Origin of the sequence: Mitsuokella sp. AF21-1AC (genome assembly GCF_003458855.1) — a bacterium.
In the GTDB taxonomy this organism is placed as follows: Bacteria; Bacillota; Negativicutes; order Selenomonadales; family Selenomonadaceae; genus Mitsuokella.
On sequence record NZ_QRVW01000029.1, the window covers coordinates 1 to 17,208 of the forward strand.

General features: G+C 57.5%; 19 protein-coding genes. 16 read left to right on the forward strand and 3 right to left on the reverse strand.

Annotated features, from left to right (window positions below; genetic code table 11):
* Positions 1 to 90 precede the first annotated feature (90 nt).
* The 8 genes from DWX75_RS09915 to DWX75_RS09950 all read left to right on the forward strand — a co-directional run bounded on the left by DWX75_RS09915 (position 91) and on the right by DWX75_RS09950 (position 6,845).
* Positions 91 to 789 (forward strand): response regulator transcription factor, encoded by a 699-nt coding sequence (locus DWX75_RS09915; RefSeq protein WP_118016160.1) that lies wholly within the window; start codon positions 91 to 93, stop codon positions 787 to 789.
* Positions 786 to 2,204: a HAMP domain-containing sensor histidine kinase gene (locus tag DWX75_RS09920; RefSeq protein WP_118016161.1), complete on the forward strand. Its 1,419-nt coding sequence runs from the start codon at positions 786 to 788 to the stop codon at positions 2,202 to 2,204. Before DWX75_RS09915 ends, DWX75_RS09920 begins: the two co-directional genes overlap by 4 nt.
* Entirely contained in the window at positions 2,201 to 3,010 is an 810-nt protein-coding gene (locus DWX75_RS09925; RefSeq protein ID WP_118016162.1) for a DUF3919 family protein, read from the forward strand. Before DWX75_RS09920 ends, DWX75_RS09925 begins: the two co-directional genes overlap by 4 nt.
* Positions 3,007 to 4,047: an extracellular solute-binding protein gene (locus DWX75_RS09930; RefSeq protein WP_118016163.1), complete on the forward strand. Its 1,041-nt coding sequence runs from the start codon at positions 3,007 to 3,009 to the stop codon at positions 4,045 to 4,047. The genes DWX75_RS09925 and DWX75_RS09930 overlap by 4 nt, the downstream gene beginning before the upstream one ends.
* A gap of 142 nt (positions 4,048 to 4,189) precedes the next feature.
* Positions 4,190 to 4,624 (forward strand): PTS sugar transporter subunit IIA, encoded by a 435-nt coding sequence (locus DWX75_RS09935; RefSeq protein ID WP_118016164.1) that lies wholly within the window; start codon positions 4,190 to 4,192, stop codon positions 4,622 to 4,624.
* A gap of 54 nt (positions 4,625 to 4,678) precedes the next feature.
* Positions 4,679 to 5,179 (forward strand): PTS sugar transporter subunit IIB, encoded by a 501-nt coding sequence (locus tag DWX75_RS09940; RefSeq protein WP_118016165.1) that lies wholly within the window; start codon positions 4,679 to 4,681, stop codon positions 5,177 to 5,179.
* Between the two features lie 29 nt (positions 5,180 to 5,208).
* Positions 5,209 to 6,015: a PTS sugar transporter subunit IIC gene (locus tag DWX75_RS09945; RefSeq protein ID WP_118016166.1), complete on the forward strand. Its 807-nt coding sequence runs from the start codon at positions 5,209 to 5,211 to the stop codon at positions 6,013 to 6,015.
* A complete protein-coding gene (locus tag DWX75_RS09950; protein ID WP_199497590.1) occupies positions 6,012 to 6,845 on the forward strand; it encodes a PTS system mannose/fructose/sorbose family transporter subunit IID in 834 nt (277 codons plus the stop codon). Before DWX75_RS09945 ends, DWX75_RS09950 begins: the two co-directional genes overlap by 4 nt.
* Before the next feature lie 130 nt (positions 6,846 to 6,975).
* Here the strand turns inward: DWX75_RS09950 and DWX75_RS09955 are convergent, their stop codons facing one another.
* A complete protein-coding gene (locus tag DWX75_RS09955) occupies positions 6,976 to 8,160 on the reverse strand; it encodes an iron-containing alcohol dehydrogenase (RefSeq protein WP_118016167.1) in 1,185 nt (394 codons plus the stop codon).
* Positions 8,161 to 8,413: 253 nt separating this feature from the next.
* Between DWX75_RS09955 and DWX75_RS09960 the strand changes: the two genes are divergently transcribed.
* The 5 genes from DWX75_RS09960 (at position 8,414) to DWX75_RS09980 (ending at position 12,240) form a co-directional block, all read left to right on the forward strand.
* Positions 8,414 to 9,292: a DMT family transporter gene (locus DWX75_RS09960; protein WP_158558787.1), complete on the forward strand. Its 879-nt coding sequence runs from the start codon at positions 8,414 to 8,416 to the stop codon at positions 9,290 to 9,292.
* 260 nt (positions 9,293 to 9,552) lie between these two features.
* Complete coding sequence (locus DWX75_RS09965; protein ID WP_118016169.1) at positions 9,553 to 9,753, forward strand: 4Fe-4S binding protein; 201 nt, start codon at positions 9,553 to 9,555, stop codon at positions 9,751 to 9,753.
* A complete protein-coding gene (locus DWX75_RS09970) occupies positions 9,750 to 10,892 on the forward strand; it encodes a 2-oxoacid:acceptor oxidoreductase subunit alpha (RefSeq protein WP_118016170.1) in 1,143 nt (380 codons plus the stop codon). Before DWX75_RS09965 ends, DWX75_RS09970 begins: the two co-directional genes overlap by 4 nt.
* Positions 10,892 to 11,713: a 2-oxoacid:ferredoxin oxidoreductase subunit beta gene (locus tag DWX75_RS09975; RefSeq protein ID WP_369974348.1), complete on the forward strand. Its 822-nt coding sequence runs from the start codon at positions 10,892 to 10,894 to the stop codon at positions 11,711 to 11,713. Before DWX75_RS09970 ends, DWX75_RS09975 begins: the two co-directional genes overlap by 1 nt.
* On the forward strand, positions 11,710 to 12,240 hold the full coding sequence (locus tag DWX75_RS09980; protein ID WP_118016172.1) for a 2-oxoacid:acceptor oxidoreductase family protein: 531 nt from the start codon (positions 11,710 to 11,712) through the stop codon (positions 12,238 to 12,240). The genes DWX75_RS09975 and DWX75_RS09980 overlap by 4 nt, the downstream gene beginning before the upstream one ends.
* Before the next feature lie 93 nt (positions 12,241 to 12,333).
* On the opposite strand, the gene DWX75_RS09985 is transcribed toward DWX75_RS09980, so the two are convergent.
* Together DWX75_RS09985 and DWX75_RS09990 are read right to left on the reverse strand one after the other, a co-directional pair.
* On the reverse strand, positions 12,334 to 12,609 hold the full coding sequence (locus DWX75_RS09985) for a hypothetical protein (RefSeq protein WP_118016173.1): 276 nt from the start codon (positions 12,607 to 12,609) through the stop codon (positions 12,334 to 12,336).
* A 97-nt stretch (positions 12,610 to 12,706) separates the two neighbouring features.
* Positions 12,707 to 13,897 (reverse strand): MFS transporter, encoded by a 1,191-nt coding sequence (locus tag DWX75_RS09990; protein WP_118016174.1) that lies wholly within the window; start codon positions 13,895 to 13,897, stop codon positions 12,707 to 12,709.
* A gap of 212 nt (positions 13,898 to 14,109) precedes the next feature.
* On the opposite strand from DWX75_RS09990, the gene DWX75_RS09995 reads away from it, so the two are divergent.
* Genes DWX75_RS09995 through yvcK form a run of 3 tightly spaced genes read left to right on the forward strand, consistent with a single transcriptional unit; the run spans position 14,110 to position 17,182 of the window.
* On the forward strand, positions 14,110 to 14,913 hold the full coding sequence (locus DWX75_RS09995; protein WP_118016175.1) for a Cof-type HAD-IIB family hydrolase: 804 nt from the start codon (positions 14,110 to 14,112) through the stop codon (positions 14,911 to 14,913).
* 5 nt (positions 14,914 to 14,918) lie between these two features.
* Positions 14,919 to 15,854, forward strand: a complete 936-nt coding sequence (rapZ, locus tag DWX75_RS10000; protein WP_118016187.1) for an RNase adapter RapZ — start codon at positions 14,919 to 14,921, stop codon at positions 15,852 to 15,854.
* A gap of 2 nt (positions 15,855 to 15,856) precedes the next feature.
* Entirely contained in the window at positions 15,857 to 17,182 is a 1,326-nt protein-coding gene (gene yvcK, locus DWX75_RS10005) for a YvcK family protein (RefSeq protein WP_118016176.1), read from the forward strand.
* Positions 17,183 to 17,208 lie beyond the last annotated feature (26 nt).

Consider the following 17,208-nt stretch of genomic DNA (forward strand, 5'->3'; position numbering starts at 1 on the left):
CCAGAGCAAACCACCAGTTTAACTGGTGGTTTTGATTTTGCGTTCCAGCGAATTTCCTGTATAATGGAGCGGAGATGGAGGACGGAGAAAATGGGAAAACGAATTTTAGTGATTGATGATGAGCACAGCATCCTGGATCTCGTGCGCATGAACCTGGAACTTGCTGGTTATGAGGTCGTGACGGGCGTATCGGGGCAGGAGGCCCTGCAGCTGGCGTCAAGCTGCCACCCGGCTTTGCTGATCCTCGATGTCATGCTGCCGGATCAGAGCGGCTATCATGTGCTGCGCCATCTGCGCGAGAATGGGGAACGTCTGCCTGTCATCATGCTGATAGCTAAAGGGGAACGCGAGGATCGCATCCTCGGCCTGCGCCTCGGTGCCGATGACTATGTCACGAAACCGTTTAGCAGCGAGGAACTCATCTTGCGCGTGCAGGCTGTGCTGCGGCGGGCTGAGCCGGCAGCGAGTGCGGCCCCCGAAGAAGAAGCCGTCGCCGTGCAGGGCCTGATAGTTGATCCGGAGTCACGCACGGCCAAAGTGGACGGGCAGCCCGTGAGCCTGACGCGCAAGGAATTCGATACTTTGGCGCTCATGATGCGCCATCCCAATCATGTGTTCACGCGCGAACGGCTGCTCGAAGAAGTGTGGGGCTATGATTTTGCTGGCAGCACGCGGGCTGTCGACATCCTCATACAGCGTCTGCGCAAGAAGATGGGACCCTATGCTGAGAGACTGGAGACCGTTTATGGTACGGGCTATAAGCTCGCGGAAAGGCAGGAATCGCGATGAAGCTTTGCATGCGCATGAAGGGTAAGGTCATGCTCATGAGTGTGGCGATTTTCCTGCCCGTGCTGCTCGCGGCCTGCAGCATTGCCTACAGTGCCCTGGCGCACAGCCTCGTGCAGTCCAGTGCGGATACGTCGCTTCGGGAAAGTTATGGCGCGCAGCTCTATGTAGATCGCGTGCTGGAAGGTGCAGACAAGACGGAAGACGCCTTCCGCTCGCATGCTTCCCTGATAACGGCGTACCTGTCTGAGCAATTGGGGTACCGCATCCAGGCGTATGATCCCCATGGCAATCTCCTCGCCGATTCAGTACGCAACGAATTGAGTCTGCCGGCAGGGGATATCCAGCAGGCCGTGCAGGGCGAAAAGGCATGGACCGTCGATGAGACGAGCAGCGAGCCTGTCCTGATGCTTTCGTTCCCGGTCTTTGCCGACCAGCAGACTATCGGGGTTTTGCGGTTCCTGCACCCGTTGACGCGTGAGACGCAGCTTATGCAGCGGACGCTACTGATGATGATGGTGGTCATCCTGTTTGCCGCTTTGCTAGCCTGGATCCTCGCGGGGTTCTTTGCCGATGCTCTGACAAGCCCTCTGCACAAGCTGCAGCAGGCGGCAGCCCGCATCTCAAAGGGGAATTATAAGGAGCCCGTCTCCATTGAGAGCGGTGATGAAATCGAAGCACTGGCCAGGGATTTTGACAAGATGCGACTGGGTATCCGCGGCTATATCGAGGGACTCGAGCAGGAACGTCAGAAACAGAAGATGTTCCTCGACAGCGTGACGCACGAATTCAAGACGCCGCTGACGGCCATTATCGGCTATGCCGAATTGATCCCGCGCCTGCGTGAGGAAGAGGCGAAGGCGCGGGGACTGCGTTCCATCCATGAAGAGGGGCGGCGCCTGCTGAAGCTCGTGGAAGAGCTGCTGGCCCTGTCACGCCTCGGGCGCACCGGCTTTTCCGTTACGGACAGCGAGGCGCCGCTGGCACCGCTCGTGCGTGAGGTCGTGCGTGAGGTGAGGCCGCGCCTTCATGCAGCAGATATCCACCTGGAGCTCATGCTTACGGATGACGTGTGCCGGTTCGACCGTGACAAGACGAAGCAGGTCTTCCTGAATATCCTCGACAATGCCCTGCGTTACAGCGAATGCATGACCATCGAGATCATGATGGCCGGCAATGAGCAGCAGCTGGAGGTACACATCCTCGATGACGGCATTGGGATGACGAAGGAGCTGCAGCAGGCCCTGCTGGATCCCGTGAGCCGCCTGCGTGACGCGCGTCAGGCGAAAGGCAACGGGCTGGGACTTGCCATCTGCCGCGAGATCATGACGAAGCAGGGCGGTGCCATCGACTTGTACAGTCATCCGAGCAGCGGCACGGAGATTGTCCTGAGCTTTGCGACAGGGGGTGCTTCATGAAACGGAAATGGATCTGGCGGGTGCTCTTCCTGTATGCTCTGCTGCTCTTGGGCTGTGCTGCGATGATTTTCTGGAATGCCCGCGCGTATCATCAGGTGACGGTCATTGAATCCCGAGAGGAAGCCGAGCGCCGGGCCGATATCTCGCTGCCCGTGCGCATCGAATTCCAGGATGCATATCTGGGGCAGGGCGTAATTGACCAGGAAGAGCGCCTGCAGCGCATCGATGAGCTGCGGCAGAAGCTTTTGCGCCGCGGGGCTGCCCGGACGCTTCCGGCGGTGCAGGACGATTCCCGCATGACGGGACGCATCGTTTACCTGAATGGCAAGACACAGGAGTTTGCGCTCGGCAGTCATCTGTGGCTGGACGGCGCAGCGTACGGCGATGAGAACGGCGATGTGCAGAATCTGCAGCGCGTCATCCTCGCAGGCCTCATCACGCCGCAGCATCTGGCTGAGCTCTTGCCGGATGCCGCCGAGGTTCGCTGGCTTTCCGGCGGGGAAAGCCGTGTCCTGACGGCAGGAGAACGCCGCCACCTGGCGACAGCCTTGCAGGAGGCCCGGCCGCTTGGCGAAAGCGATGTGCATCTGCAGCTGGAGGTGCGTCAGATGACGCCGTCCGCTCACATCCGCATCCATCTGCATGAGCCGGAACAGCCTGGCGTTCATCTGCCGGATGACGTGCTCAATCTCGATTTATATGAAAACGGCTGCCTGGCGCTGCAGTATCTGGGGGATACGAGCGGCAGAAGCCTGTGGACGGCGGCGGATGTATGCCGGCAGTGGTCAGGAGGTGAGTCGTCGTGAAATGGAAGTATCCGGTTGTAGTCCTGCTTTTCGTGCTGACGGCTCTGCTCTCCGCCTGTGCACATGATGGGGAAACGCAGCTGTCAGATGACGGCCTGCCCGACCTTCGCGGGCACCACATTGTCGTGTATTCGGCCATGCGCGATGAAGTGGGGCGCGCGGCCCTTGAGCTCTTTCAGCAGAAGACGGGCTGCACCTACGATTATATTTATCTGCCGACTCAGGCCATGCTCGGGCGCGTCCGTCATGAAAAGGAGCATCCGCAGGCCGACATCATGATGGGCGGCGCGACACATGCGCAGGTGAGCGCTGCTGAGCACCGCCTGACGTCACCGGTCGTGCTGCGGGGAGCCGATGTCATTCCGGAGCAGTTCCGCTCGGCGGAGAACCGCTGGTTCGGCATCGCCTCGACGCCGCTGGCCATCGTGATCAACCGGGAACGCTGGGAGCAGGAATTTGCGCCGCAGGGCAAGAACATACCGGCAGTGTATGAGGACCTGCTCGACCCGGATTACCGCGGAGAGGTCGCCTTTGCCGACCCCAATGCCGCCGGTACGAGCTATACGCTGCTCGCGTACGTCATGCAGCACGATACGGCGCCTAGGGATTTCTACGCGGCCCTGAAAGCGAATCTCGGCACGAGCTCCTACAACGGCTTTGAGGCCGTGCAGCGCGTCGCCAGCGGCCAGTGCCTGCTCGGCATCGGCTTCCTCGACGATGCACGCAGCCTCGAATCCTCGGGATTCCCGCTCCACACCATCGTGCCGGAGGGCTGTGCCTGGACGCTCGATGCCGTGGCCAGGGTCGACGGCGCACCGCATCCCCGTGAGGCAGAAGCCTTCCTGCGATTCTGCATGATGGAAGAAACACAGGAGGTCCTGAACCGTATTGCCTTTTCGGCCGCGACGCATCCGGGGGCGGTGACACAGGCCGACAAGGAAACCATGGCCCATTACGGCGAGATGGATTTCCGCCGTGCGGCCGAGGAGCAGGAGGCCATCCTGCATGCCTGGAATGATATCTCCCCGGCAGAATAAAAAGGAATATATCTGTTTTGTTGAAATACCGCAGAAATGTTACAGGATTGAAACATTTCTGCGGTATTTTTGCAAAGATTGTCCGTTATTCTATAAATAAGATGAAACGAAAGAGAAATGAATGAAACAAGGGGGATTTATCTTGCAGAGGAAATATCTCATGGCCAGCCATGGACACCTGGCTTCCGGCATGCAGAGTTCAATCAATATCCTGGCCGGCAAGGGCGAGGAGCTCAAGGTTATCGACGCCTATGTGACGGACGAGGATTATACGCCGCAGATCACGGCGTTCCTGGACAGCCTGCAGGAAAATGAGCAGGGGGTCATCTTCACGGATTTCTACGGCGGCAGCGTCAACCAGAAGGTCGCCGCAGAAGTCGTCAAGAGCGGCAAGGAAAATGTCTTCGTGCTCGCCAATGCGAACCTGCCGCTCGTGCTGGCTGTCATGCTCTCGCCTGAGGAAGAACTGACCGCAGAGACGCTGAAGGCGATGACGGCAGAAGCCGCGCCGCAGCTTGTGCCGCTGGTCCCCGAGAAGAAAGAGAGTGCAGAGGAAGAACTCGACGATTTCTTCTGATGGCAGTTCAATCATAACGCATTTATATCGTTTTTATTTTAGGAGGAATAGATTATGATTTCCCAGATTCGCGTAGATGACCGTTTGATCCATGGCCAGGTGGCCGTTGTCTGGACGAAAGAGCTCAATGCACCGCTGCTCGTCGTCGCCAATGATGAGGCAGCCAAGAGCGACGTCATGCAGATGACGCTCAAGATGGCGGTACCGAATGGCATGAAGCTGCTCATCCGTTCCGTTGACGATGCCATCCGCGTCTTCAATGATCCGCGCGGCAAGGATAAGCGCATCTTTGCCATCGTGAACTGCGTATCGGATGCGACGAAGATCGCGAAGAACGTCCAGGATATCGAGACGGTCAACGTCGCCAATGCAGGCCGCTTTGACAAATCGGACCCGAAATCGAAGACGGCACTCTTCCACAGCGTCCTGCTCAACCCGCAGGAACTCGAGGCTGCGCGCGAACTGGCAGCCCTGCCGCACATCAAATCGTACAACCAGGTCCTGCCGACGAACCCGCAGCTGGATCTCAAGGAAGCTCTGGCAAAGCTGGGCTGATACTTGCAGGATTGGAAGGAGCGTAAATTATGCTAGAATATGCTGCCATAGCGGCACTCAGTGTCTTCATCTGCTTTGCAGGCAACTACCTGACTGGTCAGAGCATGATGGAGCGACCCCTCGTCGTCGGCCTGGTCACGGGCTTCCTGCTCGGTGATATGGAAACGGGTATCCTGATGGGCGCGGCTCTCGAAGCCGTATTCCTCGGCAACGTCAATATCGGCGGTGTCATCGCGGCGGAGCCGGTCACGGCTACGGCCATGGCAACGACGTTTGCCATTACGGCCAACGTCGAGCAGCAGGCGGCCATCACGCTGGCCATCCCAATCGGCATGCTCGCTGCGTTTGTCGTCATGTTCCTCAAGAACGTCTTCATGAACATCTTTGCACCGTTCCTCGACCGCGCGGCTGCCGCCAATGCACAGGGCAAGATCGTGGCCATGCATTACGGCACCTGGGTGCTCTATTACATCATCATCTCCTCGATGTCCTTCTTCGGCGTGCTGGCTGGCAGCGGCCCGGTCAACGTCTTCATGGAAAGCGTGCCGCCTGCGTTCATGCATGGCCTCTCGGCCGCCGGCGGTTTGCTCCCGGCTGTAGGTTTTGCCATGCTCATGAAACTCCTCTGGGATAACAAGCTGGCCGTATTCTACCTGCTGGGCTTCGTGCTCACGGCTTATCTCAAACTGCCGGCTGTAGCCGTTGCTGCTCTCGGCGTTGTCATTTGCGTCGTCATCATCAGCCGTGATATCGAGATTGCGCATCTGCCGGCAGGCGGTGCCGCTTCGACGGCTCCCAAGACGAAAACGGAAGAAGAGGAGGACTTTTTCGCATGATGGAAGAGAAGAAAACACTTTCCCCTGAAGATAAAAAAATGCTGCGCTCCGTCTTCTGGCGCTCTTGGACGATGAACGCGAGCCGCACGGGCGCCACGCAGTACCATGCACTCGGCGTCATCTACACGCTGCTGCCGGTCATCAACCGCTTCTACAAGACGGATGCAGAACGCGCAGAGGCTATTGTGCGCCATACGACATGGTTCAATGCGACCATGCACATCAACAACTTCATCATGGGCCTCGTCGCCGCGATGGAGAAGCAGAACAGCGAGGACAAGAGCTTCGATACCAACTCCATCACGGCCATCAAGGCCTCGCTGATGGGCCCAATCTCCGGCATCGGCGATTCCTTCTTCTGGGGCATCCTGCGCGTCCTGGCCGCCGGCATCGGCATCTCACTGGCAAGCGCCGGTTCGCCGCTCGGCGCCTTCGTCTTCCTCGTACTCTACAACGTACCGGCCTTCCTCATCCACTATTATGCGCTGATGAGCGGCTACATGGTCGGTGAGAGCTTCATCAAACGCCTTTACGAGAGCGGCGGCATGCGCCTCCTGACGAAGGCTTCGGGCATGATCGGCCTGATGATGATGGGCTGCATGACGGCGTCGACGGTCAAGTTCAAGACCATCGTTTCCGTGGCCGTGGAAGGCAGCAAGGAACCCATCATGTTGCAGAAGTACCTCGATCAGCTCTTCATCGGCATCGTGCCGCTCTGCGTCACGCTGCTGGCGTTCTACCTGCTGCGCAACAAGCATGTCAACGTCAACTACGTCATGCTCGGCATCATGCTGCTCGGCATCATGCTGGGTCTGCTCGGCATTTGCTGATCCATCTTTTCCCTGATTCTTAGATTTTCCTCTTTTTACAAATTACCCAATCCCATGCAGAAGCCCCCTGACAAATCGAATGTTTGTCAGGGGGCTTTGCTGTGGCTTGTTTCTGTGGCTTAGTTCATGCTCAATGATTGGCGAGCTTGTAGATGGCGATGACATCCTTTTTCGTCAGGGGGTGGAAGGTGCCGAGCTTCTTGGTGTCGCCGGCCGTGGCGAGGTCGGCGAGCTCCGTGATCGTCTCGTTGCTCAGCGTCTTGCCGAAGAGTTCCTTGAGGCTTACCGGCATGCCGATGCCCTGGAAGTAGGCGACCATCTTCTCGATGCCGAGGCGTGCCCGCTCCTCTTCCGTACCGGTCTCGATACCGAAGATGCGCTCGGCGTACTGGGCGAAGCGGGTGGGATCGTCGCGATAGACGTATTCGGCCCAGGCCTCCCAGACCGAGGTCAGCGAGGCGCCGTGCGTCACATCATAGCGCGCGCTGAGTTCATGGCCGAGCTTGTGGCAGGAGAAGTCCTTGCCGCGGCCGAGCCCCGTGAAGTCGCAGTGCGAGACGCTGCCGCACCACATGATCTCGCTCATGGCATCGTAGTCTTCCTGGTTCTCGATGGCCACGCGGGACTTGTTCATGACTGTCTTGATGACGGATTCGGCGACGTAATCGGTCAGCATGTTCTCGGCCTTGACGTTCGTGAAGTAGCGCTCCATCGTGTGCATGAGGATGTCCGAGATGCCGCAGACGAGCTGGCGTTTCGGGACCGTGAAGGTGAGCTCCGGATTCATGAAGGCGACGACCGGGCGGTTTAAGGGGGTGTTGAGGCCCATCTTGCGCGATGTCTCTTCATTCGTCAGGACGGCGGAATCACTCGTCTCACTGCCGGCTGCGGCAATTGTCAGCACCGAGCCCATCGGCGTCGTCTTCTCAAGTTTGGCATGGCCCGTCCAGAAATCCCAGACATCCGTGTGCGGATTGGCCACGCCGTGTGCGATGGCCTTGGCCGAGTCGATGACGCTGCCGCCGCCGACAGCCAGGATGAAATTGGCCTTGAAGAGCAGTGCTTCGCGCACGCCCTCGCGGACGAGCGAGAGGCGCGGGTTCGGCTGCACGCCGCCGAGCACCTGGAAGGCCAGGCCGTTTGCCGTCAGCTGGCATTCGATGCGCGAGAGCAGGCCAGAGCGCACGACGCTGCCGCCGCCGTAAACGATAAAGACGCGGCTGCCGCCGTACGCGCGGATCTTTTCGGCCACCTGATCTTCGGCATGACGCCCGAAGACAATCTCCGTCGGGCATTTGAAGGTAAAGTTCTGCATGGAAAAATCCTCCGTAATCCATAAATCATACATCCATCTAAGTGTTTGGCTATGTGGATAGTATTGGCCGTTCAAAGCGGGAAATCCTGCCAGTTTTTGGGAAAGGTACGGATCTCACCGTATTTTTCGTAAAAGAGGTCTTCTGTCCGCGCACAAAACTGGGGATTTCTGTTAAAATGTCTTTCTGTATGCATGAAATAAGATGGTGGCCTGAGGCCGCTGACGCATAAACGCATGGAAAGGATGGATGGACATGACAACAAAACGCGCGGAGTGCCTGCTGCTCTTTGTGACTTTCTGCTGGGGCTCTTCGTATCTCTTCATGAAAGACGGTCTGACGGATCTCGGTGCCTTTGCCATTGTCGCCTGGCGCTTCGGCATCGCCTTCCTGGCGGCGGGACTGCTGCTCGGGAGCGGCTGGAAGCGCGTCACCTGGCCGATGGTGCGCGCCGGCGCCCTCGTCGGGCTCATGGTTTTCCTGGCCTTCAGCCTGCTCGTCAAGGGCGTGGCTTACACGACCACGACAAACGCCGGCTTCATCACGAGCATGATGGTTGTGTTCATTCCCTTCGTCGAGCGCTTCGTCTACGGGCGGCCGCTGCGCCGCTCGGTCTGGATGACCTCGGCGCTCTCTTTGCTCGGCATCGGCTGCCTGACGCTTTCGGGCGGGCTCAGTCTCAATCCCGGTGATGTCTTCTGCCTAATCGGTGCGATGCTCTGCGCCCTGCAAGTCTCGTATGCCAGCCGCCTGCTCGTGCACATGGATGCCGTGACGCTCGGCGTCTTGCAGTTCGGATTCACCGCGCTCTTCGGCCTTTTGACGGCGCTTTACCTTGGCGAACCGATGATGCCGCACGGCACGAGCTGGGGCGGCATGATGTACCTTGGCCTTGTGTGCTCGGCCTTCGGCTTCTTGGCACAGCTTCAGGCACAGCGCTTCATTGCAGCCGAACGCGTCGGCATCCTGTTCTCGCTGGAGCCTGTGTTTGCAGCCATCATCGGCGTCATTTGCCTGCACGAGAGCTTCGGTTTCTCGCATCTCGCCGGCGCCGCACTCGTGCTCATGAGCGTCGTGCTCTCGGGCAAGAGCGATAGTTCCGGAGAAAAAGCGGATCAAACGGCGAAGGCCTGACTTTATACTGAAAAAATAATACGGAAGCAGGAGTTTGTCCATTTGTGGCGAACTCCTTTTTTATAGGATAATAAGACAGAGTATTAAGAGTATTTTGTTATAGAATACATACAAATATACACAATAAAAACCGAGTTAATTTACAAAAATACTGGATTTATAAGCATGTTTCTGCTATGATGTAAAAGTATATGGCAGATTAAATATAGTAACTATGCATTATCTATATAAAAGCCGTGTTATTTTTAGGAGGGAACGCTATGAAGTCAGAGATCACCATTAAGACGGTGCGCTGCAAAGGCTGCGGCATCTGTGTGGCTTTCTGCCCCAAGGCTGTGCTGGCGCTCAGTGAGCTTGGCAAGGTCCAGGTCGTGAATAAAGAGGCATGCATTGCCTGCGGCCAGTGCGAACTGCGCTGCCCGGATTATGCGATTTTCGTGGATAAGGAGGCAGCAAAATGAGCAAGGCAAGATTGATGCAGGGCAATGAAGCGTGCGCAGAGGGCGCAATCGCGGCAGGTGTAAATTTCTTTGCCGGTTATCCGATTACCCCGTCGACGGAAATCGCAGAGACCATGGCGCGCCTGCTCCCGAAACACGGCGGCAAATTCGTGCAGATGGAAGACGAGATTGCCAGCATGGGCGCCATTCTCGGTGCTTCGCTGGCCGGCTCCAAGGTCATGGATGCGACGAGCGGTCCGGGCTTTTCCCTCAAGCAGGAGCTCATCGGCTATGCAGCCTGCGCGGAGATTCCCTGCGTGCTCGTCGACGTTCAGCGCGTCGGTCCCTCGACGGGCCAGCCGACGGCGCCGTCGCAGGGCGATGTCATGCAGGCGCGCTGGGGCACGCATGGCGACCATCCGATCATTGCCCTCTCTCCCTGGAGCGTCCGCGAGACATACGATGCAACCGTCATGGCAGTGAATTATGCCGAGCGCTTCCGCACGCCGGTCATCCTGCTGATGGATGAAGTCATCGGCCACCTGCGCGAGAAAGTGGAGCTGCCGGATCACGTGGATGTCTATCCGCGCCGCAAGCCGAAGAAGACGCGTGCCGAAGGCTATGAACCGTATGCGCCGGCCGAGGACCTTGTGCCGGATGTCGCGGATTTCGGTCAGGGCTACCGCATCCATGTGACGGGTCTCATCCATGATGAGACGGGCTTCCCCTCGGGCAGCCCGCAGGTCACGGAAGACTCCATCCGCCGCCTGCACGAGAAGATCGACCGCGTTGGCGAAGAGATTATCCACACGGAATCGTATTTCATGGACGATGCCGAATACGCCGTCGTTTCCTTTGGCGGTTCGGCCCGCACGGCCTATGAATCGGTCCAGGCTGCACGGACCAAGGGTCAGAAGGTCGGTCTTCTGCGCCTCATGACCATCTGGCCGTTTGCCGATGCTGCCATCAGGCGCCTGGCGGTGAAGGTCAAAGGCATCCTCGTTGCGGAGCTCAACTACGGGCAGATCGTGCACGAGGTGCGCCGCGCCGTGGCCGGGCAGTGCCCCGTGGAACTCTGCGGGAAATACGATATGAGATCGTTTGAGCCGGAGGACATTTCCTCCGCCATCGACAAGATGATTGCAGGGGGGAATAAATGATGGAACGGAGCTTTGAACGTTATTTTCGCCAGAATCACCTGCCGCACCTCTGGTGCCCGGGCTGCGGCAACGGCATCGCGATGAAGGCCATCGTGCAGGCGATTGAGCAGAAGGGACTGTCCCAGGACAACACCGTCATCGTCTCCGGCATCGGCTGCTCGTCGCGTGCATCCGGCTACATGGATTTCGATACGCTGCACACGGCCCATGGCCGCGCCATCCCGTTTGCCACGGGCATCAAGCTGGCCAATCCGGATCTCAACGTCGTCGTCATCACGGGTGATGGTGACTGCACGGCCATCGGCGGCAATCACTTCATTCACGGCTGCCGCCGCAACGTGGACCTCACGGTCGTCATGTTCAACAACAATATTTACGGCATGACGGGCGGTCAGGCTTCGCCGACGACACCAATCGGAGCCAAGGCCACGACGGCACCGTATGGTTCCGTTGACCGCACCTTCGATGCCTGCGAGCTCGCCGAAGCAGCCGGTGCGACGTATGTCGCCCGCTCGACGGCCTTCCACGTTACCCACATGACGAATATGATCGCCGCCGGTCTCGACAACAAGGGCTTTTCCTTCATCGAAGCCATGGTCCAGTGTCCGACGGCCTTTGGCCGCAAGAACCGCATGGGAGGCCCGGCTGACATGATGAAGTGGATGCGCGATCATGCTGTCATGAAGGCCGCCTGGGACAAGCTGCCGCAGGAGAAACGCGAGGGCAAGTTCCCGATTGGCTGCTTCCTGCAGACACAGGCTATTGACTACGATACGGCATACGATCAGGTAATCAAACGGGCAGGGGGTGCTGCAAAATGAGAAAACAGCTTAGATTATCAGGCTCCGGCGGACAGGGCGTCATCACGGCAGCCATCATCTTTGCCGAGGCGGCGGTCGCCGAAGGCAAGGAAGCCGTGCAGTCCCAGTCGTATGGCCCGGAAGCCCGCGGTGGTGCGTCGAAGTCCGAAGTCATCATCGATGACAAGCCCATCTTCCATCCGCATGTCATCGTCCCGGATCTCGTGCTCGCCATGACGCAGAAAGCGGCGGACAAGTACTATAAGGATCTCAACCCCAACGGTCTGCTCGTCCTTGATGAACAGCTTGTGCCAAACGTCCCCGATTTCCCGCATGTCGTGCGCATCCCCATCACGAAGCTCGCCATCGAAGAAGTCGGCAAGCCGCTCTTTGCGAACATCGTGGCGCTCGGCGCCCTCGTGCGGCTGACTGGCCTCGTCTCGTTTGACACCATCAAGCAGGCCGTCGCCCACCGCGTGCCGCCTCATACCGTCGAGCAGAACATGAAAGCCCTGCAGATCGGCTGGGACGCAGCAGCCAAGGCATAAAAACGTATCTTATATCGATATAAATGAAAAGCTGATTATCATGAATGGCATCTTGTTCATGATAATCAGCTTTTATTTTATTTTGAAGCATCGTTAGCTCAGTTGCAGGATATAATGCATACATAAGACGATGAAACAGACAATAGATAAGCCGAAAGAAAAGATTTCCACGCAGCGAACCGGATAGACGCAATGCAGCGGGATATCCATGACGCGCGGCACGTTGCTGGCGAGCAGGGAGATGGCGATGGAGACATAGAGCAGGATGATTGTCAGGGAGCCGGATGAGGATTCAGCGAAAGCCCGGATCAGGAGATAGAGGGCAAAGGCGATGAAAAAGTAGGCGATTTTATCATTATGGAAGCTCATAGTCTCACGTCCCTTCGTTTGGTATTGGATACGTATTTATTTCGTTGGAAGGGGGCGGAAATCCTGCCACGGGCAGCGGCTTTTCCGTTCTTGTGGATCAGCAGGGCATGGCATGGTAGCGGCGCCAGACGGCGGTGCTCAGCAGGAGCAGGATTATGCCGGAGAGGGCAAAGACCCAGTGCATGCCGAGGTACGTTGCAATCAGGCCGCCGAGCAGTGGACCTGCCATCGAGCCAACCTGCTGGGCGGCAAAGAGCATGCCGAAGATGCGACCTTTGTATGATGGCGGCGTGTTGCTGGCCAGTATGGCATTGATGGCAGGGTGGATGCCGCAGAAGAAGAGGCCGCCGACGAACTGCATGATGGCAAAGGGCACGAGGGTGTCGGGGATGCCCTGGATGATCATGGAGATACCGGCACCTGTCATGCCGAGACACATGGCCTTGAAGAAGCCGCGGCGCTGACCGAAGGTGCCCCAGACTGGTGCAGCCATGGCGCCGGCGATGCCGCCGAGTGAGAAGACGAGACCGGCGACGAAGACGATATTCGGCAGGGGACCTGCGAGCTTGGCGACGTACGTCGTGAGAACCGGCTGCAGGATCAGGATGACCATCTGTACGAGCGTGCCGCAGAGCAGCATATTGCGCAGCAGCGGCATCCGCCAGGGCGAGCACTCCGTGGCGTCAGGAATGTCATCTTTTGTCGCCTCCGTTTTAGCAGGCGTGGGAGGTTCCTTGATGATGAAGGTAAAGACAAGGAAATTCAGGAAGAGGGCGCCTGATGCCAGAAAGAATGAATAACGCATGCCGACAGCTTCGGCGAGGATGCCGCCGAGCAGCGGCCCCACGACGCCGCCGGCTGTCAGCGTGCCCTGCATGATGCCAAGGCAGAAGCCGAGTCTGGAGGCCGGCGCGTAAAGCGTCATGATGGCAAGATCCATGGGCCAGAGCCCCGAGGCAAATCCCTGGAACAGGCGCATGAGAGTCAGCTGCTCCGGAGACTGTACGATGCCGCCGAGGAAATAGCTGATGGAGAGGAGAAAGCTCGCACGCATGGCCATGATACGCTTTCCTTTCGTATCGGCCATCTTTCCCCAGATCGGGGCCATGATGGCCGATACGAGGAAGGAGGCGGAGAAGACGATGCCGGACCAGATGTTGACATCCGCCTGGCTGACGCCGAGTTCCATGGTCAGGTACATGGGAAGGAACGGGACGAGCATGGTATAGCTGGAAGACATGAACAAGATGTTGCAGGTGAGGATGGCGAGAACGAGTTTCCAGTTCAATAAAGGACCTTCTTTCCGAGAATAAAAAACGATTTCAAGTACGGAGGGCATCTGCAACGAAGCGCCGGCGTAGATGCATAACTGAAATCTTCCTTCATTTTACCACGATTTGTCAACAGAGCAAAAGGAAGTTTTGCGGTCAATGCTTGCATTTTCGCCGCAATGTGAGAAAATAGAAGCGGACACTTTCCCTTTTGTAGAGGAGGTATGATATGTCTATTAAACTTTTTGTTACGGATCTTGATGGAACGTTGCTCCCGAAAGGCCAGCAGGTTTCGCAGAAAAATATAGATGCCGTTCAGGCGGCCGTTAAGGCTGGTGTTACGGTGACGATTGCCACGGGCCGTATGTATCGGGCAGCGCTGCCGGTCGCACTGGCCCTCGGGGTGGATGTTCCCATCATTACATATAATGGCGCGTTGATCAAATCCACCAGCGGTGAGGTGTTTTATGAGAGCTTTTTGCCCGAGCAGGTTATCGCAGATGTCGTGTCGTTTTGTCAGGAAAGAGGCTGGTATCTTCAGTCCTGTAGTCATGATGAACTTTATCTGCCCGCACGCACATCGGAAGCGGAGGGGTATGAAGCAGCGCAGAACATCAAGGGGCATGTAGTGGGCTGGGATGGCCTCAAGGCACATGATGAGGCTGTTTGCAAGCTGCTTTCGATTACATCCGGTGCAGAGGAGACCGATGCACGCATTCGTGAGATGCGCGCGCATTTTGGTTCTGAAATTGCTGTAGTGCGCTCAAATGCCAATTACGTTGAAATCGTGAATCCCGGCGTTTCCAAGGCTGCGGGGATTCAGCATCTGGCGGATAAGCTGGGGGTTAAGCTTGATGAGGTCATGGCGATTGGTGACGCCAACAATGATTTGCCAATGCTCAAGGCCGCCGGCCACAGCATTGCGATGGGCAACGCCGTGCCGGAGGTCAAGGCCGTATGCGATGCCGTGACGACGACCTGTGAAGAAAATGGCTTTGCCAAGGCTATCTATGACTATGTACTGAGAGGATGATCATCATGACAACGGAACAGGATCACAAGAAACTGACGCAGATCGTGGATGATTCGTTTCGCCTGGTTATCGTGACGGGCATGTCTGGCGGCGGCAAGACGCAGGCCAGCCGCTTCCTGGAGGATATGGGCTATTTCTGTGTTGACAATCTGCCGCCGGTGTTCATTCCGAAATTCGTGGAGCTCTGCAAGCATGCGGGCGGCCATGTGCGCCGTGTTGTACTGGTCGTGGATACGCGCAGCCGGGAATTCTTCGATACGTTCGTGCATACGCTCGAGGATATGGATCAGGACGATGTGCCGTATGAGATGCTCTTCATGGATGCTTCCGATGCGGCAATCATCCGCCGTTACAAGGAAACGCGCCGCCGTCACCCGATGGCGCCGTATTCTAGAATCTCGGAGGGCATCGCGAAGGAACGCGAGCGCCTGGCGCCGGTACGGGCCAAGGCGACGTACATCATCGACACATCAGAGCTCAAGAAAGTGGACCTGCGCGACAAGCTGCGCCGTCTTTTCGGCAAATCGGGCGGCGAGCAGATGAATATCAATGTCCTTTCCTTCGGCTTCAAATTCGGCATGCCGCTCGATGCGGATATGGTCCTCGACGTGCGTTTCCTGCCGAATCCGTTCTACATCGAATCCATGCGCCACAAGAGCGGCGCGGTGCCGGAGGTAGCGGAATACATCGCGAAATGGCCGGTGACCAGGGAGTTCACGCGGCTGCTCGATGAGATGCTGGATTTCCTTGTGCCGCAGTATATCAAGGAAGGCAAGAGCCAGCTGGTCATTGCCGTGGGCTGTACGGGCGGCATGCACCGCAGCGTTTATATTGCCAAACATATCTATGAACGTCTCAATGCACAGGGATTCTCAGCACGTCTGGAGCACCGCGACCTGATGAAGAACGATGTACGAGAGCATGTGCGTGAGGAGTGTTGAGCATGCATCTTTTGAAATGGCTCTATCCCGGCATGAAATTCAAGCGCTGGCTGCTGCTGTTTTCAGCCGGTGTCATGCTGGTCAGCCTGGGGCTGGCGCTCGTCTTCAACTATAAATATCTCGATGTCATCGAGGAGACGATTTTCCGCGTCGTCTATCTCTGGAAGGGCAGCTACAATTATATGTTCACGACGCTCGTAGGCATTGCTGTCGTCATCCTGGGAATCGTTCTGATGCTGGTGGCGACGCGTTTTGTCATCCGTTCGGTCATCATGGTCCTGCTGCCGGATAATTCAGAGCGATTGGTTGACATCATCTACGAAAAACGCCGTCTCGGCAAGGGGCCGTCCATCGCTGTCATCGGCGGCGGCCACGGTCTCTCTGTCCTGCTGCGCGGCATCAAGTCTGCAACATCAAACGTGTCTGCGATTGTCACGGTGGCCGATGACGGCGGTTCATCCGGGCGCCTGCGCGAAGACCTCGGCATCATCCCGCCTGGCGATTTGCGCAACTGTCTCGTGGCCCTGGCGGATACCGAGCCCTTGATGGAAAAGCTGTTCCAGTACCGCTTCAAGGGCAAGAGTGAGCTGGCCGGCCATTCTTTTGGCAATCTCTTTATCGCGGCGATGACCGAGGTCACGGGCGATGTCGAGATGGCCCTGCGGGAATCCTCAAAGGTCCTGGCCGTCAAGGGTGAAGTCCTGCCGGCTTCCAAGGAGCATGTGCGCCTCGATGCCATCATGGAGGACGGCACGATCGTGGAGGGCGAGTCCCATATCCCGGAGGTGCACAAGCGCATCCGCCGGGTCAAGCTTTTCCCTCAGCATGTCCAGCCCGTGCAGGCTGCTCTCGATGCCCTGATGCATGCCGATGCCATCATCCTGGGGCCCGGCAGCCTCTACACGAGCATCATGCCGAATCTCCTGGTTGATGGTGTGGCAGAAACCCTGCGCAAGAGCAAGGCAGTCAAGATCTATATCTGCAATGTCATGACCCAGCCGGGAGAGACGGATGGCTATACGGCGTCGATGCATGCCAAGGCCATCCTCAATCACGGCGGCCGCGGCGTCATCGATTACATGCTGGTCAATTCCGCTACAATCTCGAAAGAGATGAAGGCCCAGTATGCCAAGCAGGGAGCGTATCCGGTCGAAGTCGATGAGGATGCCATCAATACACTCGGCATCGGCTTCATCAAGGCGGATATCATCAATGAGACGGATCTCATCCGCCACGATCCGGACAAGCTTTGCCGCAATGTCATGAAAATGGTGGACGGCCTGCGCCCTGGCCTCGGCAGTGATCATTACATGCGCGAATCGCATTGAGGCGGGAATTTTGTGTCAAGCAAGAT